The 26724-nt window shown below is 71.5% G+C and carries 21 protein-coding genes; 11 read left to right on the forward strand and 10 right to left on the reverse strand.

The features are described from left to right. Window positions 1-102 precede the first annotated feature (102 nt). A complete protein-coding gene (locus ACWD12_RS07750) occupies window positions 103-1611 on the reverse strand; it encodes an MFS transporter (RefSeq protein ID WP_450098798.1) in 1509 nt (502 codons plus the stop codon). Window positions 1612-1756: 145 nt separating this feature from the next. On the opposite strand from ACWD12_RS07750, the gene ACWD12_RS07755 reads away from it, so the two are divergent. Beyond that, window positions 1757-2611 (forward strand): TetR/AcrR family transcriptional regulator, encoded by an 855-nt coding sequence (locus ACWD12_RS07755; protein ID WP_450098799.1) that lies wholly within the window; start codon window positions 1757-1759, stop codon window positions 2609-2611. A 27-nt stretch (window positions 2612-2638) separates the two neighbouring features. Here ACWD12_RS07755 and ACWD12_RS07760 read toward each other — a convergent pair whose 3' ends face one another. Next, window positions 2639-3871 carry an MFS transporter gene (locus ACWD12_RS07760; RefSeq protein WP_450098800.1) on the reverse strand — a complete coding sequence of 411 codons (1233 nt, stop codon included), beginning with the start codon at window positions 3869-3871 and terminating at the stop codon, window positions 2639-2641. 182 nt (window positions 3872-4053) lie between these two features. Here ACWD12_RS07760 and ACWD12_RS07765 point away from each other — a divergent pair, with 182 nt between their 5' ends. The 4 genes from ACWD12_RS07765 (at window position 4054) to ACWD12_RS07780 (ending at window position 9198) form a co-directional block, all read left to right on the forward strand. Then, a complete protein-coding gene (locus ACWD12_RS07765) occupies window positions 4054-5211 on the forward strand; it encodes a P1 family peptidase (protein WP_450098801.1) in 1158 nt (385 codons plus the stop codon). Window positions 5212-5473: 262 nt separating this feature from the next. Further along, window positions 5474-6541 carry an MHYT domain-containing protein gene (locus tag ACWD12_RS07770; RefSeq protein WP_450098802.1) on the forward strand — a complete coding sequence of 356 codons (1068 nt, stop codon included), beginning with the start codon at window positions 5474-5476 and terminating at the stop codon, window positions 6539-6541. 294 nt (window positions 6542-6835) lie between these two features. Next, the gene (locus tag ACWD12_RS07775) at window positions 6836-8206 is read left to right on the forward strand and encodes an amidase (protein WP_450098803.1); all 1371 of its coding nucleotides are present in this window, start codon (window positions 6836-6838) and stop codon (window positions 8204-8206) included. Window positions 8207-8403: 197 nt separating this feature from the next. Next, the gene (locus ACWD12_RS07780) at window positions 8404-9198 is read left to right on the forward strand and encodes an MHYT domain-containing protein (RefSeq protein WP_358355561.1); all 795 of its coding nucleotides are present in this window, start codon (window positions 8404-8406) and stop codon (window positions 9196-9198) included. Between the two features lie 195 nt (window positions 9199-9393). Here ACWD12_RS07780 and ACWD12_RS07785 read toward each other — a convergent pair whose 3' ends face one another. From ACWD12_RS07785 to ACWD12_RS07815, 7 genes are all read right to left on the reverse strand, one after another. Next, window positions 9394-10518, reverse strand: coding sequence for a nitronate monooxygenase (locus ACWD12_RS07785; protein WP_358355563.1), 1125 nt, complete (start codon window positions 10516-10518; stop codon window positions 9394-9396). Between the two features lie 126 nt (window positions 10519-10644). Beyond that, entirely contained in the window at window positions 10645-11808 is a 1164-nt protein-coding gene (locus tag ACWD12_RS07790) for a thiolase domain-containing protein (protein WP_450098804.1), read from the reverse strand. Continuing rightward, window positions 11808-12872, reverse strand: coding sequence for a thiolase domain-containing protein (locus tag ACWD12_RS07795; protein ID WP_358355566.1), 1065 nt, complete (start codon window positions 12870-12872; stop codon window positions 11808-11810). The genes ACWD12_RS07790 and ACWD12_RS07795 overlap by 1 nt, the downstream gene beginning before the upstream one ends. A 26-nt stretch (window positions 12873-12898) precedes the next feature. After that, complete coding sequence (locus tag ACWD12_RS07800; RefSeq protein WP_358355568.1) at window positions 12899-13882, reverse strand: Zn-ribbon domain-containing OB-fold protein; 984 nt, start codon at window positions 13880-13882, stop codon at window positions 12899-12901. Between the two features lie 91 nt (window positions 13883-13973). After that, window positions 13974-15593 (reverse strand): acyl-CoA synthetase, encoded by a 1620-nt coding sequence (locus ACWD12_RS07805; protein WP_450098805.1) that lies wholly within the window; start codon window positions 15591-15593, stop codon window positions 13974-13976. A 165-nt stretch (window positions 15594-15758) separates the two neighbouring features. After that, window positions 15759-15968, reverse strand: coding sequence for a hypothetical protein (locus ACWD12_RS07810; protein ID WP_450098806.1), 210 nt, complete (start codon window positions 15966-15968; stop codon window positions 15759-15761). 13 nt (window positions 15969-15981) lie between these two features. Continuing rightward, complete coding sequence (locus tag ACWD12_RS07815) at window positions 15982-16743, reverse strand: PIG-L deacetylase family protein (RefSeq protein WP_450098807.1); 762 nt, start codon at window positions 16741-16743, stop codon at window positions 15982-15984. A 298-nt stretch (window positions 16744-17041) separates the two neighbouring features. On the opposite strand from ACWD12_RS07815, the gene ACWD12_RS07820 reads away from it, so the two are divergent. Further along, complete coding sequence (locus tag ACWD12_RS07820) at window positions 17042-20041, forward strand: PQQ-dependent sugar dehydrogenase (protein WP_450098808.1); 3000 nt, start codon at window positions 17042-17044, stop codon at window positions 20039-20041. 124 nt (window positions 20042-20165) lie between these two features. After that, window positions 20166-21191, forward strand: a complete 1026-nt coding sequence (locus ACWD12_RS07825; protein WP_358355577.1) for a cupin domain-containing protein — start codon at window positions 20166-20168, stop codon at window positions 21189-21191. Window positions 21192-21388: 197 nt separating this feature from the next. On the opposite strand, the gene ACWD12_RS07830 is transcribed toward ACWD12_RS07825, so the two are convergent. Further along, the gene (locus ACWD12_RS07830; RefSeq protein WP_450098809.1) at window positions 21389-21892 is read right to left on the reverse strand and encodes a flavin reductase family protein; all 504 of its coding nucleotides are present in this window, start codon (window positions 21890-21892) and stop codon (window positions 21389-21391) included. Between the two features lie 221 nt (window positions 21893-22113). Here ACWD12_RS07830 and ACWD12_RS07835 point away from each other — a divergent pair, with 221 nt between their 5' ends. The 4 genes from ACWD12_RS07835 (at window position 22114) to ACWD12_RS07850 (ending at window position 26675) form a co-directional block, all read left to right on the forward strand. Next, window positions 22114-22695 (forward strand): TerD family protein, encoded by a 582-nt coding sequence (locus ACWD12_RS07835; RefSeq protein WP_358355581.1) that lies wholly within the window; start codon window positions 22114-22116, stop codon window positions 22693-22695. Between the two features lie 315 nt (window positions 22696-23010). Further along, entirely contained in the window at window positions 23011-25503 is a 2493-nt protein-coding gene (locus tag ACWD12_RS07840) for an FGLLP motif-containing membrane protein (protein ID WP_450098810.1), read from the forward strand. A 102-nt stretch (window positions 25504-25605) separates the two neighbouring features. Then, window positions 25606-26157, forward strand: coding sequence for a hypothetical protein (locus ACWD12_RS07845; RefSeq protein WP_450098811.1), 552 nt, complete (start codon window positions 25606-25608; stop codon window positions 26155-26157). A gap of 8 nt (window positions 26158-26165) precedes the next feature. Beyond that, on the forward strand, window positions 26166-26675 hold the full coding sequence (locus tag ACWD12_RS07850; RefSeq protein ID WP_450098812.1) for a hypothetical protein: 510 nt from the start codon (window positions 26166-26168) through the stop codon (window positions 26673-26675). Window positions 26676-26724: the final 49 nt, after the last annotated feature.

Here is a 26724-nt window from a genome sequence, read left to right on the forward strand (position 1 = left end):
GCGCGGGGGGGCCCGCCCCCCGCGGGGGCCCCCCCCCCCGCCCGTCGTCCTGATCCGGCCCCGCTCCGGCCCGATCCGTCCCTGATTCGACCCCGATCCGATTCAGTGCCCCGAACCGCCGTCCTCCCTGGCCTGCTTCGGCATCAGGAACACGGCGCACCAGGTGGCCGCCAGGACTCCGGCCATCACCAGCAGCGAGTTCGTGATGCCGTCGGTGAAGCCGGCCTGGACACTCGCGGCGCCGCCTTCGGCGTAGTGGAAGAACAGCGTGCCGAAGGCCGCGACGCCCACCGCGCCGCCGAGTTGCTGCACGGCGTTGAGCACGCCGGAGGCCGACCCGGTCTCCTCGAAGGACACCCCGGCGATCGCGATGTCGAAGAACGGCGCCATGATCAGGCCGACGCCGAGGCCGGTCACGGCGAGCGCGGGCGTCAGGCCCCATCCGGAGACCCCGGCCGGGTCGTGGTCGATGGTGTACCAGACGGCGAGCACGCCGAGGACCTGCACAAGCAGCCCCGCGTGGATCACCCGGCGGCCGAACTTCGGGGCGAGCAGGCCGCCGGAGAGTCCCGCGCCGACGGTGCAGGCGAGCGACCACGGGATGAGCGCGACCGCGGTGTCCGAGGCGCTCCAGCCGTGTCCGGCTTGCAGGTACACGGTGACGATCAGCATGAACGCGACCATGGTGCTGAAGAACAGCAGGCCGACCACGAGGGCGCTGGTGAAGGCGCGGTTGCGGAACAGGCTGAGCTCGACGAGCGTCGAGGCGCCCCCCGCACGGCGCCGCCGCTCGTGCCACACGAACAGCGCGAACGCCGGGAGTGCCGCGGCCATCGACCCGAACGCCCAGGTCGGCCAGCCGGATTCGCGGCCCTGCACGAGCGGCAGGATGATCAGGACCATCGCCGTGCTGAGCAGCACCATGCCGGTCATGTCGAGGGTGACCGTACGCCGCGCGTCGACGCGGTCCCGCGGCAGCAGGCGCATCCCGGCCGCGAAGGCCGCGATGCCGATCGGCACGTTGACGAAGAAGATGGCGCGCCAGTCGGTGCCGAACAGGTCGGCGTCGACCAGGAATCCGCCGATGATCGGGCCGGCGACCGCGCCCAGACCCATGACGGGGCCGAAGATGCCGAACGCGGCGGCCAGTTCGCCGGGCGGGAACATGTCACGCAGGAGGCCGAGCCCCTGCGGCACCATCATCGCCGCGGCCACGCCTTGCAGCGCGCGGTACGCGATCAGCGCCTCGGGCGAGGTGGCCAGGCCGCACAGGAGCGAGGTGGCGGCGAACGCCGCGGTGCCGACCAGGAACATCCGGCGCCGCCCGAACATGTCGCCGAGCCGGGCCCCGGTGATGAGCAGCATCGCGAACGCCAGGGTGTACGCCGCCGACATCCACTGGAGCTGGCTGTAACTGCCGCCGAGCGCGGACTCGATGCGGGGGCCCGCGACGCTGGTGATCGTGCTGTCCAGCAAGTCCATGAGCTCGGCGCCGAGGATGACGAAGAGCGCGAGCCAGCGCCACTTGTAGGGGGTGGCCCGTGGTGGCGCCTCGCCGTCGGCGGCGCCGTGCACCCGCGGGTCTGCGGTCGTCACGTCGGTAGTGGTCACGGGATCCCCCTGGAGAAGCGGTTCGCGAGCCGGTCCGAACGCCGTTCGCCTTACGAACGTCGTTCGTTTGCTACGAACACCGTTATAGATACGAACAGTGTTCGCGTCAAGTACAGTGTTCGCACCGAGTCCCGGAGGTGGTGTGGTGTCCGACGTTCCCGAGGTCCCGACGCCCGCGTGGCGCACGGCCCGCAAACCCGCGCGCGCACCGCGCAAGCCCCCGGTCACCGCGGAGGCGATCGTCGATGCGGCACTCGAGATCGTCGACACCGAAGGCCTCGAAGCCCTCTCCATGCGCGGGGTCGCGCAGCGCCTCGACACCGGGGCCGCGACGCTCTACGCCCACGTGCAGAACAAGGACGAACTGCTCGAACTGGTCCTGGACCGGGTGAACGGCGAAGTGCGGCTGCCCGAGCCCGACCCCGAGCGCTGGCAGCAGCAAGTGCGGGAGTCGGCACGGCAGATCCGGGACGTGTACGCGGCCCACAACGACCTCGCGAAGGCCAGCTTCGGCAAGGTCCCGACGATGCCGAACAGCCTCACCGCGATCGAGGGCATGCTCGCCCTGCTCAAGGCCGGGGACCTGCCCGACCGGGTCGTGTCGTGGGCCGCCGACCTGCTCGCCCTCTACACGACCTCGGCAGCGTTCGAGCAGGGGCTGCTGGGCCTGGAGGAGCGCCGGAACCCCGGAGCCACGGACAAGTACTTCCGGCAGCTCGGGGAGTTCTTCTTCGCCCTTCCGCCGGAACGATTCCCCACCCTGACCAGCATGCTCGCGTCGATGATCGAAGGCGACGGCGACGAGCGGTTCGACTTCGGGATCGACGTCATCACGCTCGGCCTGCGGGCGTACGCCGACCGCATGCTCGCCGAGAAGGCCGCGGAGGCCGCGGAGGCCGCGGAGGCCGCGGAGGCCGGGGCGGAAGCCGGTGCGGCCGACGGTGAGGGCGCCGCCGCGACCGACCGACCCACCACCGCCGCGGACGGCTCCACGAACTGACCGGGCGAACTCCCGTGCGGGCCGCCGCTACCCGCGCGACCGCACCGGCGCGGCGGTGCTGCCCACGGCCACCGCGCCGGCCCGCTTCGGCTCCGCGCGTACCGGGGTCAGGGCCGCGGCCGCGAGGGGGATGGCCGCGCAGATCCCGTACGCCGCGGCGTACCCCGGCCCGCCGATCACGATCGCGAACACCGGGGGCCCGACGGCCGCCGTCAGGTTCTGTGCGGTGTTCTGGATGCCCAGTGCGCGTCCCGCCCAGGCGCTGCCCGCGAGTTCGGCGACCGAGGTGAAGGCCACCCCGTTCCAGCACACCGTCGCCACGGACGCGACCAGCAGGGCGACGATCGCGGGCCACGAGCTCAGCCACGCGGCCAGCGCCAGGGCGGCGACGGCGGCGGAGTTGGCCAGCGAGAGCCTGCGCATGGGTATCAGCCGGGACCCCATGCGGTCCGACCACGCCCCCACGACCAGCCGGGAGACCGCCGCGACGCCCTGCACCGCGGCCAGCAGGCGGCCCGCCGACGTCGCCGTCCAACCGTGGTCCTGCACCAGGTAGTCCGCGGAGTAGGAGACCACCACGAACTGCGGTATCACCAGCAGCGCGCTCGCCGCGTGGATTCGGTACAGCACCGGAGTGCCGTACGGCGAGCCCGACTTCGCGGCGCCCTCGACCGCGGCCGCGCGCGGCGGGTCGACGACGAACAGCGCGATCGCGATCCCGGCCAGCACGCAGAAGGCCAGAGGGAACAGCAGCGCCGCGCCGAAGCCGTACGCGGTCCCGATCGGCGGCAGCACCAGCGCCGCCGCCACCATGCCCAGCGGCTGCGCCATCTGCCGTACACCCATGGCGACTCCGCGTTGCTCCGGGCCGAACCAGCCCAGGACGACGCGCCCGCTCGCCGCGTTGACCGAGGCACTCGCCGCACCCGCGACGGCGAGCCACGAGCCCGTCCAGACGACTCCGTCGCCGGCGACCGCCAAGCCCATGGCGCCGCCCGCCAGCAGCAGGCCGGAGGCCATGACGACGCGCTCGCCGAACCGGTCGGCGGCGGCACCCCACAGGACCAGGGTGCACATGAGCCCGATCGTCGGACACGTGACGAGAACGCCCGCGGACGTCAGCGACAGGCCCTCCTCGGCGCGCAACACCGGGACGAGGTAGGCGAGTCCGTAGAGGAACACGCACGACGCACACTGCGCGGTCATGCCGATGCCGAGCATCAGCCACCGCCGGTTCGAGTCCCCGCCTCCCGCAGTCATACGCACCCCTCCCCCGCCGGACCACCCCGACGGAACAGCATGCACATTACACTGAATCTCATGATTCGAGATCTGTTTCTCACATAGTGGATCAGCGTGCGCCCGGTGCGGCGCGTCGGACGCGGAATCGCCGGACACGGTGTGATGGTCGAACCGAACCCCCGCCGACCAGGAGGCCCCTCATGAGCGAGCCCGTCCCGACGTACGACGCGACGGCCCCGTACGCCCCGACTCCCGGCCCGCGCAACGCTCTTACCGATGTCCTTGGGCTCCGCGTCGGGCACGCGTCCTACACCGGTGACGGCGCCCTCACCGGGGTCACCGTCGTGCTCGCCCCGCCCGGCGGTGCGGTCGCGGCGGTCGACGTACGCGGCGGCGGCCCCGGTACACGTGAGACCGACGCCCTGGACCCGCGCAACCTCGTGCCGCGTATCGAGGCGATCGCCCTCACGGGTGGCAGCGCGTACGGACTCGACGCCGTGTCGGGCGTCGTCGCCTGGCTGGAGGACCAGGGCCGCGGGTTCCCCGTCGGCGAGGCCCCGCACGAGGTCGTCCCGGTGGTGCCCGCGGCCACCGTCTTCGACCTGGGCCGGGGCGGGGACTTCCGCCGCCGCCCGGACGCCGCGCTCGGCCGACTGGCCGTCGAGCGCGCCGCCGCCTCACCGGAAGGTGCGGCGGTGCCGACCGGCTGCGTCGGGGCCGGCGCCGGCGCGGTGGTAGGCGGGCTCAAAGGCGGTGTGGGAACGGCGAGTTGCGTCCTGGAGGGCGGGGTGACGGTGGCAGCCGTCGCGGTCGTCAATGCGGCGGGGTCGGCCGTCGACCCGGTCGGCGGGCTGCCATACGGCGTCGGCCTGGGCCTGCCCGGCGAGTTCCCGCTGTCCGCCCCCGAGCACGGCGAACACGCCGCCGCGCTCGACCGGTTCGCCGCGGACGGCCCGGACGGCGCTGCCGACGGCCCGCCGCCCCTGAACACGACCATCGCCGTCGTGGCGACAGATGCCGCGCTGACGCGCGCGCAGGCCCACAAGCTGGCCGGCACCGCACACGACGGCCTGGCCCGGGCGCTGCGCCCCGTACACACGCTCTACGACGGCGACACGGTCTTCGCGATGGCGACGGGCGCCAAACCGCTGCCGGCCGTGCCTGCCGCCACCCCGTACGGAATCGACGCGGAGACGGCCGCGTTGGCCGCGATCCAGGCCGCGGCGGCGGACGTACTGACCCGCGCGGTGGTCGACGGACTGCTTGCGGCGGAATCGGCGGAAATGGCCGCCGGGACGGTGCCTTCCTATCGCTCGCTGTATCCGAACGCGGCAGTCCGTTACCGTCCGCGCAACTGAATTCCCCACCCATGGCCCATCATTCCGGAGGGAACGGACGAATATCTCCAGTCCGGAATGCGCACCACCCGCACCAGCATTCAAGATCAACAAAAAACGTCCGGTTAGCGTGCAGTGCACACGGACTTGCCGAGCCCATATCATCGGCCCGCAGCGATCGCATTTCCGGTTTCCCGTCGGGCGCTTCGTCGTTCGGCCGTCGACCCGTGATCTGCGTGCGCGGGGGACGAAGGCACGCCAACGATCTAGGAGGCTCGGTGAAATGGGGACGATCGACCATTTCTCGTCAGGACCCATCACCCCCGCACTCGCATATGTGATGTCGTGCATGGGCTCCGCGCTGGGCCTTCTGTGCACGTCGCGAGCGCGTGCCGCACAAGGCTGGGCCCGCGGCCGGTGGCTGGTACTCGCCGCCCTGTCGATCGGCGGAACCGGAATCTGGGTCATGCATTTCATCGCGATGCTCGGATTCTCGGTCGACGGAACTCCGATTCGCTACGAGGTGCGTCGCACGATCATCAGTCTGATCGTCGCGGTGGTCGTCGTCGGAATCGGCCTGACGATCGTGGGGTACGCGGGCAACCGCGTCGCCGCGCTGCTCCTGGGCGGCACGCTGACCGGCGGCGGGGTGGCCAGCATGCACTATCTCGGGATGTCCGCGATGTGGCTGCGCGGCTCGGTCGAGTACGACACCCTGATCGTCGCGCTCTCGGTGGGAATCGCGGTGGTCGCGGCCACCGCCGCCTTGTGGATGGCATTCAACATCAGAGGCGCCGTGGCGACCACCGCGGCGGCTTTGATCATGGGCCTCGCGGTAAGCGGAATGCACTACACCGGAATGTCGTCGATGAGCGTCGACATGAGTGGCACGAGCGCCGCCTCGCACGGCGCCGATCCCGTGCAGTTCCTGGCCCCGTTGATCACCGGAATCAGCCTCTTCACGTTTGTCACGCTGTTCATCGTGGCGCTCTCCCCGACCGAGGAGGAAATGCGCGAGGAGGCCGAACTCGGCGCCCGGCTCACCAGATTGACCCAGGACCAGGTGATCCGCCGGCGTACCACCGTCCGGGCCGCCCGGCCCACTCGCCGGGCAGCCCGCCCGGCACCCCAGCCGCCCGGCCCGGACGACACCGTCGACGATTCCGTCTGGGGCCGTCCCGGATTCACCGCGCCGAACGTGCAGCGGCCCGACGGGAACGGAAACGGAATTCCGAATTCCCCGCCGAGGCGCGGCGGCCGGCCGATGCCGCAGCGCCGTCCCGGCGAGTCCCGGCCGCCGGGCGAAGGGCCCGGGACGCACGAGGACTTCTTCCGCAATCCGCGCCGATAGCGGGGCCGGGGGCGACGGGCCCTGCCGTCCCCTCGGCGGTCAACCGGGCCGACAGCCGGACCGACAGCCCGACCGGCAGCGGACCGGCAGCGGGCCGGCAGCGGGCCGACAGCGGGCCGACAGCCGGACCGACCGCGAGTCCGGCACGACGCGGACGGCCCTGCCCGGGCGGCCCTTCTGACGATCCGTAACGCCCCGGACACGCCCGGGTGACGCACCCGCAACCCCTGCGTCGCAGGCTGTTCCGCAAACGATCCGGCCCCGGAGCGGAGCCCAGCAGGGGGAGGCAGGCGCATGCCCGAGCCGATGTCCGTCGTCGCGACAGCCCGCGCGCTGCGGGACGGCAGGACCACGTCCCTCGAACTCGTCGCGGCGGCACTGGAACGGGCCGACAGATTCGGCGTGCGCCTGGGCACGTTCGCCCACCGGCGCGACGACGAGGCGCTGTTCGAGGCGGAGCGCGCCGACGCCGACCGCGAGGCCGGCCGCGCCCGCGGACCGCTGCACGGCATCCCGCTCGGCGTACGCGACCTGCTGGGCAGTTCCAGCGCCGTCGCCCGGCTGCGCGCCGCCGGGGCGATCGTGCTCGGCGCCACCACCGCGATGGAGTTCACCATCGGCCTGCCCGACCCCGGCCGCCCGACCCTGGTGCCGCGCAACCCGTGGAACCCCGCGACGTGGGCGGGCGGCGGTTGTTCGGGCACCGCAAACGGCGTGGCCGCAGGCATCTTCCCCGCCGGCGTCGGGGCGGACGGCGCGGCCGGCATCCGCATGCCGGCCGCGTTCTGCGGGGTGACCGGACTGCGCCCGACCAGCGGGCGGGTGCCGAGCCCGGTGGACGACGCGCGCGACGGCAGGCCGCTCGACCACATCGGTCCGGTGGCTCGGACCGCCGAGGACTGCGCCCTCATGCTGTCGGTCATGGCCGGGTACGACGCGGCCGACCACCGCTGCGCGGACCGGACGGTCCCCGACTACCCGGCCCTGCTCACCGGCGACCTGGAGGGCGTCCGGGTCGGCGTGGACCCCTTGCTGCGGATCGGCGGCGAGCTCGCCGACCCCGGGCTCGCGCTGCGCTTCGGCTCCGCGCTCGACGTGCTGGCCGCCGCGGGTGCGGTGATCGTCGACGTGGAGCTCCCGTTCGTACGCGAGTTGTACGCCGCCGACATGCTCACCCTCGCGGCCGAGGCGCTGGCCCACCACGCCCCCGATCTGACCACCCGCTGGGAGGAGTTCGGCCAGGTGGGGCGCATGGCATTCAGCACCGGAGCGTTCTACACGGCGGCGGACTTCGTACGCGCGCAGGCCGTGCGCCGCACCGGGCAGCGGGCCGTCAACGGCCTGCTGGACAAGGTGGACCTCGTCGTGACGCCGACCGCGACCGTCGGGGCGCCGCGCGTGGACAGCCTCGACACCCCCGGGTTCATGGCGGTGTTCCGTTCGGCCGTGCACACGCCGTACTGGAGTGCGGTCGGCAACCCGACGCTGTCGGTGCCGATCGGTTTCGGCGACGGCGGGCTGCCGCTCGGGATGCAGATCTCCGGCCGGCCGTTCGACGAAGCCACCGTGCTGCGGGCCGGCGAGGCGTACCAGCGGCGGGCCGCATGGCACGACGAAGTTCCGGACATGCGCGGGAAGTTGGCCAGGATCCCGGCCGCCGCCTGAGCGCCCCGGGACGCCGCGCGCCGTCCGCGCGCCCGCGTACGCTCCCGTGGGCCGGGCGTACTATACGCCCGCGCACGGAGCATGCGGACGATTCCCGGCACTTTGCGGAAACAGCGCATCACGCGCGGTCACGCTGGTGACCGAGAGGAGGGCCGTGGTCCCCGCGAACGAGCGGGCACGCCGCGGCGCGAACCACCATGAACCACTTCACGTACGGCCCGCTCACCCCTGGCCTCGCGTTCCTGATGTCGTGCACGGGTGCCTGCCTGGGCCTCTTGTGCAGCGCCCGGGCCCAGGCCACCACCGGTGCGGTGCGTGCCCGTTGGCTCGCCTTGGCGGCCTTGTCGCTCGGCGGCACCGGAATATGGGTCATGCACTTCATCGCGATGCTCGGATTCAGCATCCCGGGACGCCAGGTCAGGTACGACATCCCGCTCACCCTCGCGAGCATGGCGCTGTCCGTCCTGGTGGTCGGCATCGGCCTCGCCCTGGCGATCGGCGGGGGCAGCCGCAACTCGACGCTGCTGGCCGGCGGGGCGATCACCGGCACGGGCGTGGGCGGCATGCACTACCTGGGGATGGCGGCGATGAAGACGTCGCAGCCCATCACGTACGACCCTCGGATCGTCGCGCTGTCGCTGGTCGTCGCCATCATCGCGGCAACGGCCGCACTGTGGGCGGCACTTCACGTCCGCGGGGTCAAGGCGACCGTCGCCGCGGTGCCGGTGATGGGGCTGGCGGTGACGGGCATGCACTACATCGGCATGTACGCGATGCGGGCCGGTGAGACCGCGCCGGGCAGCCGGGCGCTCGAGCACGTGCACGGCACCGAGCCGACGCAGTTCTTCGCCCCGATGATCACCGGCATCAGCCTCGTCACGCTGATCATCCTGGTGATCGTGGCGATCTGGCCGGACGTCGAACAGATGGCCGACGACCGGGACTTCGACATGCGGGTGAACCGCCTGACCGGGCCCCACCCCGGCGCTTAGCAAGACCGCCGAACGCGCGTCCGGCCGCCGTACGCCCCGCGGCACCCGCACGCGCGAGGGTGTGCCCGCCGCCACCACCAGCCCGGCGGGCACACCCTCTCCCGTGCGCTCTGTACGCTCGGTGCGCTCACCGCACGCAGGGCTCTTCTGAATGCGCCCAGTGCGCCGAACTCCCCGAGTCGTCCTGGTGCGCGCTCAGTCGTCGGCGAGCAGAGCGCCCAGGCGCTCGGTCGCCTCGACCCATTCCTGCACCATCGTCAGCACGACCTCCTGGGTCGGCCGGACGCGGTCGATGGCGCCCACGATCTGGCCCACCGGCCAGCCGTTCAGCTCCTTGTTCTTGGTCCGCGTGAAACGCCGTGCGGCCTTGTTGTAGATGAGGCCCTGGAGCGGCATCGGCAGCGGGTCGGGGTTGTTCTCGTCCTCCCACGCCTCGGTCCACGCGGTGCGCAGCTGGCGCGCGGGCTTCCCGGTCATGGACCGCGAGCGAACCGTGTCCGTGGACTTGGCCTCCAGCAGGTTCTGCACGGAAGTCTCGTGCGTGTCCGCCTCGGTGACGGTCAGCCAGATGCTGCCGGTCCACACGCCCTGGGCGCCGAGCGCGAGCGCGGCGGCCATCTGGCGGCCACCTCCGATGCCGCCCGCCGCGAGCACCGGGACGTCGGGGCCGACCACGTCGACGACCTGCGGGATGAGCACCATCGTGGAGATCTCGCCGCAGTGGCCGCCGGCTTCGGTGCCCTGCGCGACGACGACGTCGACGCCCGCCTCGACCTGCTTCTGCGCGTGCCGCGGGCTGCCGCAGAGCGCGCCGACCAGCACACCCGCGTCGTGGCACGCGTCGATGATGTCGGCGGGCGGCGGGCCCAGCGCGTTGACGAACATCTTGACGAGCGGGTGCTTGAGCGCGGTGTCGATCTGCGCCCGCGACTCCAGGTCGACGTTGAGGCCGGCGGCTTTGGCCGCCTTGCCCTCCAACTCCGGGGGCAGCGGCGGGATGTCGTGCGCCGCGAGGAGGTCGTCGACGAACTTCCAGTGGGCTTCCGGGATCAGTTTCTCGAGGTTCTCCGGCACGGCCGCGTCGCCGCCGCCCTTGCCGAGGTACTTCATCGGGATGGCGAGGTCCACGCCGTACGGCCGGCCGTCGACGTGCTCGTCGATCCAGGCGAGCTCGATCTCGAGCTGGTCCGGGCTGAACGCGAGGGCGCCGAGGACACCGAAGCCGCCCGCGCGGCTGACCGCGGCGACGACGTCCCGGCAGTGGGAGAACGCGAAGATCGGGAACTCGATCCCGAGCTTTTCGCAGATCGGTGGCTTCATGCGAAGAGCGTAGACAGGATGCTTGACCAATACAAGGTCAGGCATCCTTACAATTTGCCCGCGCCCGACAGACGAACGGGCCGGACCGCATCCCACGCGCGGTCCGGCCCGTCGTCGCCGTGCGGATCAGCTCGACGGGAGCCGCGAGCCGACCGCCCACATCGCGAAGTACTGCGCGGCGGCACCGTACGCCTGCGCGAGGGCCACCCGCGCGCCGTCCACCTGGTGCTCGCCCGCGGCTCCGCGGACCTGGAGCGCCGCTTCGAGGAAGCGGAGCATGCCGGACGCCCCGATCGGGTTCGACGACAGCACGCCGCCCGACGGGTTGACCGGGAAGGAGCCGTCGAACGCGGTCTCGCCGCGGTCGACCATCTTCCAGCCCTCGCCCACCGGCGCGATGTCGTGGCCCTCCAGCCACATCGGCTCGTACCAGGAGAACGGCACGTACAGCTCGGCGACGTCGATCTGGTTGCGCGGGTCGGTGATCCCGGCCTGCTTGTAGACGTCCCACGCGCAGTCGACGCCCGCCTGCGGGCGGATCGGGTCGCGGCCGTTGAACGACGACGGCTCCGAGCGCATCGACGTGCCCAGCACCCACGCCGGCGGCCTGCCGTCGGCCTCCGCCGCGAGCCCGCCGGCCTTGTCGGTGAGCACGATCGCTCCGGCGCCGTCCGACGACGGGCACGACTCCAGGAAGTGCAGCGGGTCCCACATCATGGGCGACTCGCGCACCTTGTCGATGGAGATGTCCTTCAGGTGCAGGTGCGCGTACGGGTTGCGCAGCGCGTTCTGCCGGTCCTTGACCGCGACCTGCCACCCGATGTGCTCGGGCGCCCCGGACTTGCGGATGTACGCGCGGATCCACGGCGCGAACGCACCGCCGGCGCCGATCGAACCGGACTTGCCGCCGCCGAGGCCGAACTGCGCGTTGCCCTCGGACTGCTTCTCCCACGCCACCGCGAGCACGCGCTTGTGCACGCGCGAACTCACCAGGTGCGACGCCACGATGGCGGTCGAGCCGCCCACCGAACCGGCGGTGTGCACGCGGAAGACCGGCTTGCCCGCGCCGCCGAGTGCGTCGGCGAGGTAGAGCTCGGGCTTCATGACGCCCTCGAAGATGTCCGGCGCCTTGCCGATGACGACCGCGTCGATGTCCGACCACGTCATCTGGGCGTCGTCGAGGGCGCGTTGCGCGGCCTCGCGGACCAGGCCGGCGATCGACAGGTCGTCGCGGCGCTTCTTGTGCTTCGTCTGGCCGATGCCGACCACAGCGACAGGCTCGTGCCCCATCAGACGTCACCTTCCAGAATGCACACCAGGTTCTGCTGCAACAGCGGACCCGAGGTTGCGTGGGCCAACGTGCGGTTGCGACCGCCGGACAGGATCTGCTCGGCCGCCTCGGCGATGCGGACCAGACCGGTCGCCATCAGCGGGTTGCCGGTCAGCGGGCCGCCCGACGGGTTGACCACGACGTCGTCGGCAAGGCCCAGAGCCTGCCGCAGGACGACCTCCTGCGACGTGAACGGGGCCATCAGCTCCGCCACTTCCACCCCCGCCACGCCGCCGGCCTTCTCCGCGGCCAGACGTGTCGACGGCGAGTCGGTCAGGTCGCGCAGCGCCGGGTTGTGCACCTCGCTGCGGTGGTCGAGGCCGGTGATCCAGGCCGGGCGGGCCACCAGTTCGCGGGCGCGCCGGGCGGTCGCCATCACCACGCAGGACGCGCCGTCCGAGATGGGCGGCAGGTCGCTCTTGCGCAGCGGCGAGCGCAGGTACGGCTCGGCGAGCAGCTTGTCGACGTCGGTCTCCGCCGAACGCAGCTGCTGCTTGGGGTTGTTCGCCGCGTCGCGCCGCGAACGCGCGGAGATCTCCGCGAGTTCGCGCTCGGTGGTCTTGCCCGACTCGATCAGCTGCCTGGCCTGGAGGGCCGCCAGCGACACCGGGTCCGGGCCGAGCGGGGCCAGGTAGTAGGGGTCGAGTTCGAGCGGGTAGATCTCCGCCGGGTCGCCGGTCGACGACTTGCCGGAGCCCAGCGCGACGGCGATCTCGACGTCGCCGTGCTGCATGCGGACCCACGCCTCGTACAGCGCCCAGGCGCCGTCCATCTCGACGTGCGACTCGTGGATCGGCGGCCAGGCGCCCATCGCGTCGAGGTTCGGCACGAACGAGAAGGTGCCGCCGGAGATGTAGTCGCACGAACCCTGGCAGCTGAAGCCGACGTCCGAGCGCTTGAGCCCGACCTTGCCCAGTGCCTCGTCGACCACCGAGATGAGCATCTCGGTCTCGCTGAGCTCGTTGCGGCGTACGGAGGGGAGGTACGCGGTCGAGACGACCGCGATGTCTGTGTCGTTACGCACGATGCCTGTCTCCTGAGTGGCCACGGTCAGAACACCCGGTTCAAGAACTGCTCGGCGGGCAGGTCGGGTTCGCCGGTCGGCAGCCAGCCCTCGATGAAGCCGGCCACGGTGCCCCAGCCCTTGCTGGTGATCTCGGCGGCGTCGCGCTGGGCGTCCGGGAACCACTGCGCCTTGACGCGCATGCCCACCCGGATCTCGCCCACCGGGATGCCGATGATCTGCTGCTGCGCGATGACCATCTCGTCGCCGTCCAGGACCACCGAAGCGCGCGCGAACGGCTCGGTCTCCTTCTGGCCGGGATACGGAGTCGGGGTCACGATGGTGTAGTTCGACACCGTGCCGACGTCCGGCAGCGTCTCCTCGAGCTCGGGGCCGAGGATCAGCGCGTCCACCGAGCAGTAGCCGCGGCCGAGGAAGACGCGGTTGCACTTGGGGCAGCGCTGGCCGGTGATGACGCCCGCGCGCATGCTCGCCGCGTACCGCTCCAGCGTCGGCGAGAGCACGTCGGTGTAGGTGATCGTGGAGAAGAAGTCCATGGTCTGGACGTCCTGCGCCTCGCCCGCGGCCGGCCCCTCGGGGGTCTCGCCGGGGATGAACGCCACGATGTCGTCGATACGGCCCACCGGTTCATCGCGCCAGCGCGGCACGACGCGCATGCCGGTCGACACCGCGTCCTCGCTGCCCGCGTCCAGCACGTGCAGCAGGTTGGTGTCGGCGCCGTCCAGCTTGACCAGCGCGTACGCGAACGGCCGGTCGAGCGGGTGGTGCTTGCCGGGCTCGGCGACCCAGGTCCAGGACACCACGGTCCCGGCCGGGCCGACCTCGACGAAGTCCGGCTCCAGTTGGTTGCCGGTCTCCGGGTCGTACTCCATCGGCGGCACGATGACCCGCTCGCCGCTGCGGATCCCGACGATGCGCTGCGCGGTCAGCTCCGAGAAGAACCGGCTGATGACCGGTCCGAGCGTGCGCTTGTACGGGAACTGGATGGTGCTGCTTGTCTGTGTCGACACGCGGTCGTCCTCTCGGCGCTGGGCTGATCGGCGATGCTGCTGGTCTGCTGGGGCTCGGGGCTCAGGGCCCGGGGGCCGTTGGTTCGGGGGCTCAGGTGGCCTGCGCCGCGACGCGCGACGCCCAGGCGTAGTCCGCCTTGCCGACGTTGGTGCGGCCGATCTCCTCGGTCAGGACGACCGCCCGCGGGACCTTGTAGCCGGCGAGCAACGAGCGGCAGTGCTCCGCCAGTTCGTCGTACGAGGGGGCGGCGCCCTCGCGCGGTGCGACGACCCCGACCACGCGCGCGCCCCAGCGCTCGTCGGGTACGCCCACCACGATGCAGTCGAACACGTCCGGGTGCGCCTTGAGCGCGGACTCGACCTCTTCGGGGTAGATCTTCTCGCCACCGGAGTTGATGCAGACGGAGCCGCGGCCGAGCATGACGATCGCGCCGTCGGCCTCGATCATCCCGAAGTCGCCCGGCACGACGTAGCGCACGCCGTCCACCACCGGGAAGGTGGCGGCGGTCTTGACCTCGTCCTTCCAGTAGCCGAGCGGGATGTGCCCGGACCGCGCGATCTTGCCGACCACGCCCGAGCCGGGCTCGACCGGACGCATGGACTCCAGGTCCAGCACGGTGACCTGAGGACCCATCAGGAACCGCGGCGCGTTGCCGGCCGCGTCGTCCTTGTCGATGGTCTCCTTCTTGACGCCGCTGCCGCCGGCACCCAGTTCGGAGCTGCCGTAGCTGTCGTTGATCATCAGGTGCGGCACGACGGCCTTCAGCTCGTCCTTGACGGCCTCGGAGAGCACCGCGCCGCCGGAGCCGATGACGTACAGCTTCGAGAGGTCGTGGTCACCGGACTTCGCCGCGTCCGCGAGCGGGCGGCCCATGGCGTCGCCGACGATCTGGATCGAGGAGACCTGCTCGCGCTCCGCGATGCCGAGCAGCCGGGCGGCGTCGTACTTGCGGTCCGTGTAGAGCACGATGCGGTTGCCGGCCAGCAGCCCGCCGATCGCGAACCACTGCGCGGCGCCGTGCATGAGCGGTGCGGCGGGCATGAAGGTCAGCCGGAAGTCGCGCTCGGCGTTGCGGGTGATCTCGGCGGGTGCCGCGATGGGCGTACCCGGCCAGCCGCCTCCGCCCATCGCGCCGAAGAAGATGTCCTCGTGGCGCCACATCGTGCCCTTGGGCATGCCGGTGGTGCCGCCGGTGTAGACGATGTAGCGGTCGTCGGCGCTACGCGCCCCGAACCCGCGCTCCGGCGAGGCGGCGGCCAGCGCCTCCTCGTAGTCGACCGCACCCGGAACGTCCTCGACGTCGGGCTGGTCGTCGGCGATCGAGACGAACGTCTTGAGCGCCGGGAACTCCCCGGCCACGGCCGCCAGCCGGTCCGCGTACCCGCGCTCGTAGACCATCGCCACCAGGTCGGCGTCGCCCAGCAGGTACTTGAGCTCCGCCTCGACATAGCGGTAGTTGATGTTGACCGGCACGGCGCGGATCTTCCACGCGGCGAGCAGCGTCTCCACGAACTCGGCGCGGTTGAAGCTGTAGACGCCGATGTGGTCGCCCGGTCCCACCCCCGCCGCGGCGAGGTGGTGGGCAAGTCTGTTCGCCCGCTCGTCGAGTCGGCGGTACGTCCGTCGCTGATCGCCTGCGACAAGCACCTCGGTGTCGCCGCCCGCGTCCGCGAGCAGCTCCCAGAGGTCGGCGAGATTGAAGTCGGCCACGGCCGCACGATAGGTAAGGTTCCTTGACGACGTCAATGGTTATGGAAAACGCGTAGTCGTGACGATCCCCACCCGCGGCCCGCCCAGAGGGCGGCACGGCGGCCCACTCCGGGGCCTTGTCCCGGCCTCCCGCCGGCCATGCGGCGGCGCCGTCCGCCGCAGCGCTCACACAGGGCCGGGCGGGCGGCTCCCGGCGTCGAACCCGATGGCCTCGAAGCCCAGCTCGGGGATCCCCAGATCCGCCCGCATGGCATCGGACGTGGCCTGCACGGCGCGGAAGAACGACAGCTGCGCGGTGAGGTACGGGGCGTCCAGCAGGGTGGCGCCGTCCGCCAGCGCGTCGCGGATCTCGCGGCGGTGGTCCGGCTGGACCACCGCCGCGGGCGCGTCAGTCGAAGGTGAGCGGGACGACCTCGAAGGAGGCGGCGTAGCGGGTGCCCAGGCGCGTGCCGGCGCCCCGGGCGAAGCCCTCCAGCCACTCGGACGCGTCGGCCATGTTCCCGGCCGAACCGCCGAGGCCGGCGAGGTAGGCGGCATGGGCCTCCAGCGAGGCCACGCCGCGCTCGAAGGTGGCGGTGGTGTCGACGGCGTGCGCCGCGTCCGGGGATCCGGCGGCCCAGATCTGCCAGACGCCGTTCCACGGCTCCAGGCCCGCGGACTCGGCGAGCTCGCGGAAGATCCAGCGGTTGCCCGCGTCGCGGACGCCGTCCAGGACGGCCCGGCCGGTGGCGATGTGATCGGCCTGGTTGGGGACCGCACCGCCGTACGTCTCCCGCCAGTTGCCGGTGATGACGATGTCCGGGCGGTGCCGGCGGACCACGCGCGCGACCTCGCGGCGCAGCGGCAGCCCGTACTCCAGCACGCCGTCCGGGTAGCCGAGGAACTCCACGACGTCGACGCCGACGATCCGCGCCGAGGCGATCTGCTCGGCCTCGCGCAGCGGCTTGGCCTCGTCCGGGTGCATGCCGTCGATGCCGGCCTCGCCGCTGGTGACCATGACGTACACGACGTTCTTGCCCTGGTCGGTCCAGCGGGCGACGGCCGCGGCGGCGCCGTATTCCATGTCGTCCGGGTGCGCGACGATCGCCACGGCGGTCGACCAGTCCTCGCGGAGCGGCTCGAAGGGCGGCGGGGGTGCGAAGTCGGCCATGGGGATCCCCTTGCGGTGAGGAACGAAGTCTGCGGAACGGTATGTCTCAGGAGACTTTATGGGGGCCTCCGTCATTGTGTCGGACGATTTGTCCGCGCGGCGCGCGGGCGATCACCGAAGGCCTCTTGGACCGGACACCAAAACGTGACGGGGAATTCCCCCGTGCTCGCTTTTCCGTCCCACGCGCCACATGTAGCGTCATCGGATCCACCCCCATTCGCGCGCTCAACGCTGTCATTGCGCGAGTACGAGGAGTAGTCCCATTAGCAGTCCAATAGTCAGCCACCGCCGTCCGCGTGTGCGTAGATCAATACGTCACCTGCTCATCGCCGTGGCCGTCGTCCTGGCCGTCACGGCGTCCGTCCTCGGCTATTCGATGGCCCAGAAGAGCGAGGCCGCGCAGACTCTGCCCGCGGGCTTCTCGATACGCGAAATGCCCAGCGGCCAGGAGTCCCTGCCGACCGATATCGCGTACACACCGGACGGCGGCTATATATCTGCCGCAAAGTCCGGACACCTCGCTTATGTCGCCCCCACCGGTGAAGTGACGCCGCTCGGCGACCTTCCGGTCCGCGACGACCAGGACCTCGGCCTGACCGGTATCGCGGTGGCCCCGGATTTCGCGACCTCGGGCTTTCTCTACGTCGCCCGCACGACAGACACCAGCGTGATGCGCCTCGGCCGTTTCACCGTGCAGTTCTCCGCCGGCGCGGACCCGAAGCCGGTCGGCCTCGGCACCGAGAAGGTGCTCTTGGAGACCCCGGCGCGCACCGCGGTGCACGGCATCAGCGGGGTGGAGGCGGCCGCCGACGGCACGGTGTGGGTGAGCATCGGCGACTCCGCCGACTTCATCCGCGTCGACCCGCTGGCGCTCGACGCGCAGAAGCTGGACAGCCCGTACGGCAAGCTCCTGCACATCACCAAGGACGGCGCGGGCGTCGCCACGAACCCGTACTACAAGGCCGCCACGCCGAACTCCTGGAGCAGCAAGGTCTACGCGAAGGGCTTCCGCAGCCCGTTCCGCTTCACCCTCGACCCGGTCACCGGCGCGCCCATGGTCGGCGACGTCGGCTGGAACTGGTGGGAAGAGATCAACATGGTCAAGGCCGGGGACAACCTCGGCTGGCCGTGCTGGGAGGGCAACGACACCGCGGGCGGCTACCGCGACCTGCCCGGCTGCTTCGGGGTGACGGCGACCAAGCCGCTGCACACGTACAGCCACAACGGCAAGAACGCGAGCGTCACCGGCGGCATCGTCTACACCGGGACCTCGTACCCCGAGCAGTACCGCGGCTCGTACTTCTTCGCCGACTACGCACTGCAGACCGTCAGCAACATGAAGCTGCGCGACGCGCAGGGCAAGCTGCTCCCGGCGCCCGTGCCGACGGTCTTCAGCCGCGAGACGGTGCCGATGCAGCAGGGCGGCGGCAACTGCATCGTGAAGTTCACCGCGGCCCCCAACGGCGACCTGGTGATGGTCGACATCTGCTCGAACGTCGTCAAGCGCCTGGTGTACGAGGGCGGCAACCGCGCCCCGGTCGCCAAGGCCACCACGACGGTCGAACCGGCGACGCTCACCGTGCAGTTCGACGCGTCCGCGACCACGGACCTGGACGGCGACGTGCTCACCTACGCGTGGGACTTCGGCGACGGCGAGAAGGGCACCGGGGTCACCGCGAGCCACCGGTACGCGGAAGCGGGGGACTACACGGCGACGCTGACCGTCAAGGACCCCGGCGGGAAGAGCGGCACGTACAAGCTCAAGGTGGTGCCGGCCAACCACGCGCCCACCATCGAATGGGTCTCGGCCCCGGCCGAGGACCACAAGTTCAAGGTGGACGAGGCGCTGGTCATCAAGGCGCAGGCCACCGACGCGGACGAACTCGCGGCCGACGGCACGCCGACACCGCTCACGGTCCGCTGGGAATCGGTGATGTTCCACTGCTACGGGGGCGGTTGCCACTCGCACCCGAGCAAGGCGTACACCGGTCCCGAGTACAACGTGCCGTTCGAGGACCACGGCGACGACACGCACATGCAGATCACCGCGTTCGTGACGGACGCGAAGGGCGTGACGACGCAGCGCTCCTACAAGGCGTGGCCGAAGCTGATGAACCTCACCGTCCGGTCGACCTCCCCGGCCGCGGTGACCATCAACTCGCGGGACGCGCAGACCGTCCCGGTCACCGTCGGCTCGAAGTTGTCGCTGGTCGCGGCGGAGACCGCGATCGACGGCGTGGCGACGTTCAAGTCGTGGGGCGACGGCGGGGCGCGCGTGCACGACATGACGATGCCCGACCGCGACGTGGAGCTGACCGTCACGTACGAGACGCCGATCGACAAGCGCCTCGCGACGGACAAGCCGGCGGCCGCCAAGTTGGGGGCGCCGCTGGGCGCCGAGACCGGCAACGGCACGCTGCGCACCCGCGAGTTCCAGGGCGGCCGCATGTACTGGACGCCGCAGTCCGGCGCGCACATCGTCGAGGGATTGATCCTGACGAACTACCTGGCCAACGGCGGCCCGGCCAGCATGGGCGCACCGACCACCGACGAGCTCACGACGGCGGACGGCGTCGGCCGGTACAACCGGTTCGAGTACGGCGCCGCGACCTACTGGACGCCGCAGACCGGCGCCCACTCGGTGTTCGGCGCGATCTACACCAAGTGGGCCGAACTCGGCCTGGAGCGCGGCCCGTTGGGGTACCCGACGACCGACGAAACGGGCACCGTCAAGCCCGGCGGCCGGTACAACTACTTCCAGAACGGGTCGATCACCTGGTCCGGCTGGACGGGAGCGCACGCCGTGTACGGCGCGATCCTGACCAACTACGGCGAGCTGAAGTGGGACTGGGGAGTCCTCGGGTTCCCGCGGACCGACGAACTGCCCACCGCACGTCCGGGCGGCCGCTTCAACGACTTCGAGGGCGGCACCATCGTGTGGTCGCCGGGCACCGGTGCCCAGATGGTGATGGGTGCGATCCACACCAAGTGGGGTGAGTACGGCTGGGACAACGGCCGCCTCGGCTTCCCCACCAGCGGCGAGACCGCCACCCCGAAGGCGTACGGCCGCTTCAACGCCTTCCAGTTCGGCCTCGTGTACTGGTCGCCGTCCACCGGCGCGCATGCCGTCTACGGCGCCATCCAGACGCGCTATGCGCAACTCGGCTGGGAGAACTCCTACCTCGGGTTCCCGACGAGTGAGGAGTTCGGCGTACCCAACGGGCGGCGCCAGAACTTCCAGAAGGGCTACGTGGTCTGGGACGCCAGGACCGGGGCGGTGGTGGACCGCAGGAACTGACGTGACCCGTGCCGCCCCCTCGGGGCGGTGCGGGGCGTGGGCCAGGTGAGTGACGGGCGGGCGGTGCGGCGCGGGGTGATCCTCGTCGTACCGCCCGCCCGTCTTTGCTGGCAGCATCGAGGGCATGACGTCGATCGATCTGACGAATGACACGCTGTTCGACCCCACGGTGCCCGCGCCTCCGGTGGTCGACGTCGCGACCTACGGCTTCGAGGGGCGCCTCGACGCCCTGGCGGACGACTGGTCCGCGGACGCCCGCTATTGGGAGTACACCAAGGCGGCGAACCCGATCGGCGCCGGTTTCACGACCGAGGTCCCGGCGGTGGTGTTCCCGGCCGCACTACACGGCGACGGGCCGTCGCGGGCGATCCCGCTCGACCTCGCCGAACCGATGCGCGTGGAAGGCGGCCCGGCGACCAGTCCCGCGCTGCTGGCGAGCTTCGTCCGCGTCAACCGCGGCGACCGGCTGGCACTCGCCGTCAACGCGACTTCACAGCTCTACTACGTGATGTACGGGCGCGGCACGTCGGTGGTCGGCGGCCGCGTGGCCCGGTGGGAGAAGGGCGACTTCATCGTCCTGCCCGCGGTGGGCGAGGTCGTGCACCACGCCGACGCGGACACCGTCATGTACTGGGTGCACGACGAGCCGCTGCTGCGCTACCTCGGAGTGCGGCCCGACGGCCCGAAGTTCCGCCCCACCAAGTTCTCGCGCGAGCGCGCGGTCGCCGAGTTGGACGCGATCGCCAACGCGCCCGGGGCGAACGCCAAGAACCGGGTGAGCGTGCTGCTCAACAACGCCGGGCAGGACCAGACGCTGACCGTCACGCACGTGCTGTGGGCGATGTTCGGCCTGCTGCCCGTCGGACAGATCCAACGCCCGCACCGGCACCAGTCGGTGGCACTGGACCTGATCCTGGACTGCCGGCCGGGCTGCTACTCGCTGCTGGGCGACCGGTTGGACGAGCGCGGCGAGATCGTCGACCCGGTGCGCGTGGACTGGGAGCCGGGCGGCGCGTTCGTCACGCCTCCGGGCAAGTGGCATGCGCACCACAACGAATCGGGTGCGCCAGCCCACCTGATCCCGATCCAGGACGCGGGCCTCCAGACGTACCTGCGCAGCCTGGACATCCGCTTCACGGACCGCAAGTAGCGGGCGGTGGACGCGCGAACGCCGCAGGCCCGCCGCGACCCCGGTACGAGGATCGCGACGGGCCTGCGGCGTGCCCGGCGGATCGCGGAAACAGGGGTGTCCGCGTTCCGCCGTCGTCCCGCGTCCGGCCGTCCCCCGGCCGCGGGTGGTCCTGGTCGGCCCGAAGAGGGCCGTCCGGCAAGGCAGTTGCCGGGGTGTCAGCCCGTGAGGGCCGCGTACGCCCCCCTGAAGAACAGCAAAGGGGCGGCGTCGCGCGGCACTTCGAGCGCGCTCACGCGGCCGATCACGATCTCGTGGTCGCCGCCGGGCAGGATGTGCTCGACGTCCGCCTCGATCCAGGCGATGCTTCCGGCGAGCCGCGGCGCGCCGTTGCCGCCCTTGTCCCAGGCGACGTCCGCGAACTTGTCGCCGCCGCTGCGGCCCATCGCACGGCACACGTCCTGCTGGTCCTCGGCGAGCACGTTGACGACGAAGGACCCGGCCTCGCGGATGCGCGGCCACGTCGTCGAGGTCAGCGCCGGGGCGAACGAGATGTACGCGGGCTCCAGAGACAGCGAGGTGAACGACTGGCATGCCATGCCCACCGGCGCGCCCTCGTGCACGGCCGTGATGACCGTGACGCCGGTCGCGAAGTGCCCCATGACGTTGCGCATCCGCGCGGGGTCGATCGTGACGCTGGACATGGCGGCCCCAGAGCTCATGGAAAGCGACTATGACTAATAGTCGTATGACTTTTCGTTGCGCCTATGACACGCGATTTCCGACCCCCCGTCAAGAGGGCGTAGGCAAGCTCACGTACGACACGCGGCCCGGGAACTTCCGGGACCCCTCCCCGCGTCCTGCTGATGGCAAGTACCTTCGGTGCGGAAACCGGACAATCGACCGGACACATCGAGATCCAGAACCTCGGAGGGATTCCCCCATGGCTGTGAGCCTCAGCAAGGGTGGCAACGTCTCGCTCACCAAGGAGGCCGCGGGCGGCACGCTGACCGCCGTCGTCGTCGGCCTGGGCTGGGACCTGCGTACGACGACCGGCGAGGACTTCGACCTCGACGCCAGCGCGATCGTCGTCAACACGTCGGGCCAGGTCGCGTCGGACCAGCACTTCGTGTTCTTCAACAACGCCTCCACCCCGGACGGCAGCGTCGTGCACACCGGCGACAACAAGACCGGCGAGGGCGAGGGCGACGACGAGCAGATCAAGGTCAACCTGGCCGCGCTGACCCCGGACATCGACAAGATCGTCTTCCCGGTGTCGGTGTACGACGCGGAGACCCGGCGGCAGTCCTTCGGCCAGGTCCGCAACGCGTTCATCCGCATCGTGAACGAGGCGGACAACACCGAGCTGGCGCGGTACGACCTCTCGGAGGACGCGTCCACCGAGACCGCGATGCTGTTCGGCGAGATCTACCGCAACGGCGCCGAGTGGAAGTTCCGCGCGCTGGGCCAGGGCTACGCCTCCGGCCTCTCGGGGATCGCCAAGGACTTCGGCGTCAACGTCTGAGCACCGCACCACGACCACCGAAGGGCCCCGGCATCCGCCGGGGCCCTTCGGCCTTCGGCGGTCGCCGACACAGGCCGCCCGCCGAGAACGTCCGAGAGACCGTCTGAATACGGATGATTGCCGTCATCCCGGGTGCGCCGATCCGGTGCGCCTTCGGAAATCGTCGCGCCGACGGTCCCGATCGAGGGAATTCCCCTCCCTTCGTACCGCTCGGCCCGACACACTGGTTTTGCAGTGCATGGCGGGGGGCGCCCAGAGACGACGCTGCCGGTCGCCCGTGCCATCAACGAGCAGTCGTTCCGGAGGCGTGGTCACATGGCGGTAGCGAGCAGCCGAGCGGACCGGTGGAAGAGGGCCACCCTGGTCGCCGCGGCCGCACTCGTCCTGGTGGTCTTCTGGGCTCCGGCCGCGTCGGCCGCCCCGAAGCGCACGATCATCCTGGTGGTCGACACCTCGGACTCGATGAACGAGCCCACCGGAAACGGCCAGGACACCCGGCTCACCGAGGCCAAGGCCGCGTTGCGCTCGACCATCGGCTCGCTGGCCGACAGCGACAAGGTCGGCCTGCACGAGTTCTCCGGCGAGTGCGGCGACGGCGGCGAGCTGCTGGTGGAGCCCGCCACCGGCAACCGCGGCGCGCTGCGCGACGAGGTGGACGCGCTGCAGACCAACGGCCGCACGCCCACCCCCGACGCCATCCGCGCGGCCGCGAACGAGTTCCCCAAGGACTCGTCGGAGAAGGTCCTCATCCTCGTCTCGGACGGCGAGAGCTCGTGCGACGAGGACCCGTGCGAGGTCGTCGTCGAGGTCCAGCAGCAGGCCGGCATCAAGTTCGTCGCACACACCGTCGGCTTCCAGACCAGCGACCAGGCCAACACCGAGCTGAGCTGCATCGCCGACACCACCGGTGGCAAGTACTTCGCGGCCGACGACCAGCAGGGCATCACCGACAGCCTGGAGGAAGCGCTGCTGCCCGTCGTCGGCGGCGACGTCTCGACGATCCTCAACGCCCTGCCCATGCCGAGCGACGTGCCCCTGGACCCGGAGAGCGTCGGCAAGACCGCGGGCCTCGCGGCCGGCCTCGTCCTGCTGATCGGCTTCCCCGCCGAGTTGTTCAACCGCACGTTCGAGGCGAACCAGCGGCGCATCTCGCGATGGTGGCGACGGCGCGGCGGCGGCCCCGCGGGTGCCGGCGGCCCCAACCCCGCGGGCGGCGGCGGGACCGGCCCGTTCCCGCCCGGTGGCGGCGGCATGGACCCCGGCGCCGGCGGTGCGGGCGGCGGACCCGGCGGCGGTACGACCGGGATGCACGCCTCCCCGTCCGGCGGCATGACCGGGCTCCACGCGTCCGACCCCGGCGGCATGACCGGGCAGCACGCGGGCGGCGGCGGGGCGTACGGCCCCGGCGGCTTCGCCGGACCGGACCCGGGTGCGGGCGGTGCGGGCGCGGCCGCGTACGGGCCGGGCGGCGCCGCGGGCATGGACCCGGGTGCGGGCGGTGCGGGGGCCGGCGGCGGCGCGTACGCCTCCGGCAGCGGCACGTACGGCGCGTCCGGCGGCACCGGTGCCCACGGCGCGGCGAGCGGCTCGGGCGCGTACGGTGCGTCCGGCGGGCCGGGTGCCTATGGCGCCCCCGGGGGTTCGGGTGCGTTCGGCACCGCGGCGGTCCCCGGGCGCTCGCTGTGGGCGTCGCCGTGGATCCTGCCGGTCTTCGTCGTGCTCAGCGCGCTGGCGTCGACCTTCGTCGACCCGGACTCCGGGTTCAACGCGAAGTCCGGGATCCTGCTGCTGGGCTTCCTGGTCGCGGCGCCGCTCGTGATCTTCGCCTACTCCTGGCCCAACGAGCGGAACGCCAAGCGGGCTTCCGGCGTCCCCGGAGTGCTCAAGTCCGTGCCCGCCGCACTCGGCCTGGCGATCTTCTGCACGGTGCTGTCGCGCATGTCGGACTTCGTTCCCGGCTACGTCTTCGGCCTCGTGATCGGCTATGTGGCGCTGCGCGAACGGCGGTTGAGCCGGGCCCAGAAGGGCAAGGGCGTGCTCTTCGGCGCCGTCGGCGCGCTGCTGGTCAGCGTCGCCGCCTGGGTGGGCCTGGAGTTCGTGCACGAGAAGGCGATCGCCGTGGACGCCAACGTCGGCCTGGTGATCGCCGACACGATCCTGGGCACCACGTTCATCCTCGGCGTGGAGACCGTCCTGTTCGGCCTCATCCCCCTGCGGGTGCTGGACGGCGACAAGCTGCGCCAGTGGAACACCTGGGTCTGGGCGGCCACTTACACCGTCGCGATCCTCCTCTTCGTGCACGTCCTGGTGCTCAACTCCGGCCGGGCCGGCTCGGACGACGACACTTCGCTGACCGCCGCGCTGCTGCTGTTCGCCGGATTCGCGCTCGTGTCGGGCCTGTTCTGGGCGTACTTCAAGTACGTCCCGGACCCGGCGCTGATGCCCGCGCCCGCGGGCATGCCCGTCGGCGCGGCCCGGGCGGTGCCGCCGCGCGTTCCCCCGCAGTTGGCGCCGTACATGCCGCCGCCTCCGCCCGGTGCGGTGCCGGGTGCGTCGCCCGGCACGGCCCCGCCCGTCCCCGGCGGCACCGGAACGGCCGTGCCGCCGCCGCCCGTTGGGCAGCCGTACGTACCGCCGCCGGGCCGACCCCAGGCGCCCCCGGTGCCGGCGACTCCGCCGCCGCCGACGATGGCCCCGCCCCCGCCGCCTCCCGCCATGCCGCCGAACGTGCCGCCGACGATGCCCGGCCACGTGTCGCCGCCCGACGCGCCTCCCCCGCCGGCAGGACCACCCCCGGGAACCCACTGACCCGCCGTCGTCACACGCGTACCGGGATTCCGGGGCCCCTCTGCCAACATCCGTATGAGACAAGGAGAAACAGGGCAGAGGAGTCCTCGGAGAGGATTCGCTGTGACCACATTTCTGATCGTCATCGTGATCGTGGCCGTACTCGCGGGCGCCGCACTCGTCGTCGGACGCCCGCTGCTGCGGAGGCAACGACTGCGGCGCCGTTTCGGTCCGGAATATGACCGCGCGCTCGGCCAGTTCGCCACCCGCAGAGACGCCGAACGCAACCTCGCGGAACGAGAACGCATGTTCCGCGACCTCGACATCCGGGAACTGCCGGATGCGGAGAAGGACAAGTACGAGGACGCCTGGAGCGCGCTCCAGGAGCGTTTCGTCGAGTCCCCGAGCGACGCGCTCGCGGAGGCCGACGTCCTCATCACCCGCGTGATGCACGACCGCGGATACCCCACCGGTGCGCGGGAGAAGCGCATGGAGATCCTGTCCGTCAGGTACGGGCACTCCATCGACCGCTACCGGCAGGCCCAGGAGATCGAGCGCCTTCGCGAGGCCGGCAAGGCGTCCACCGAGGATCTGCGCCAGGCGATGCTGCACCACCGCACGCTGTTCACCGACCTGCTCGGCCGTGCTCCGGTCCCGGTGGCCCGGGGGAAGTGAGGCTGCTCATGACTTCTTCGACGTCGTCCACGAATTCGCCGACCGACAAGACCACCGATGACGCGCCGGTCGTCGAGCGCGACGACCGCGACCGGGCGACCCGACAGGCGCGCGTGACCGAGAAGACCGGCTCCGCGCTCAAGCCGCCCGCCACCATCCCGGCACCGCCGGGACCGGTTCCGGCGCCTTCGACCGGCCGCGGCTCGGCACGGCAGCCCGCACATGCCGCACCGGCCAGGGCAGGCGAGACGCTACCGCCCTTGCTGGGCAAGTCGGTTGCCGACGGCCTCCGCAAGCGGCTGCGCGAGACGCTGGCCGGATTCGTCGACAGCCCGGACGACGCGGTGGCCGGCGCCGACGAGATCTACGCCGCCGCGGTCGACCAGCTGATGGAGGCCCTGGTACGCCGCCGCGAGGAACTGTCGCGTCAGCGGCAGGGCAAGAACGGCGACACGGAGGCGCTGCGCCAGGCCCTCCTGCAGTACCGTGCCGCGCTCGAGGCGATCGTGACGCTCTGACGGTCGAAGCGCGCGTGGCGGTCGGAGGCCGCCGTCCGGATCCCGCGAT

The organism is Streptodolium elevatio, from assembly GCF_053592165.1.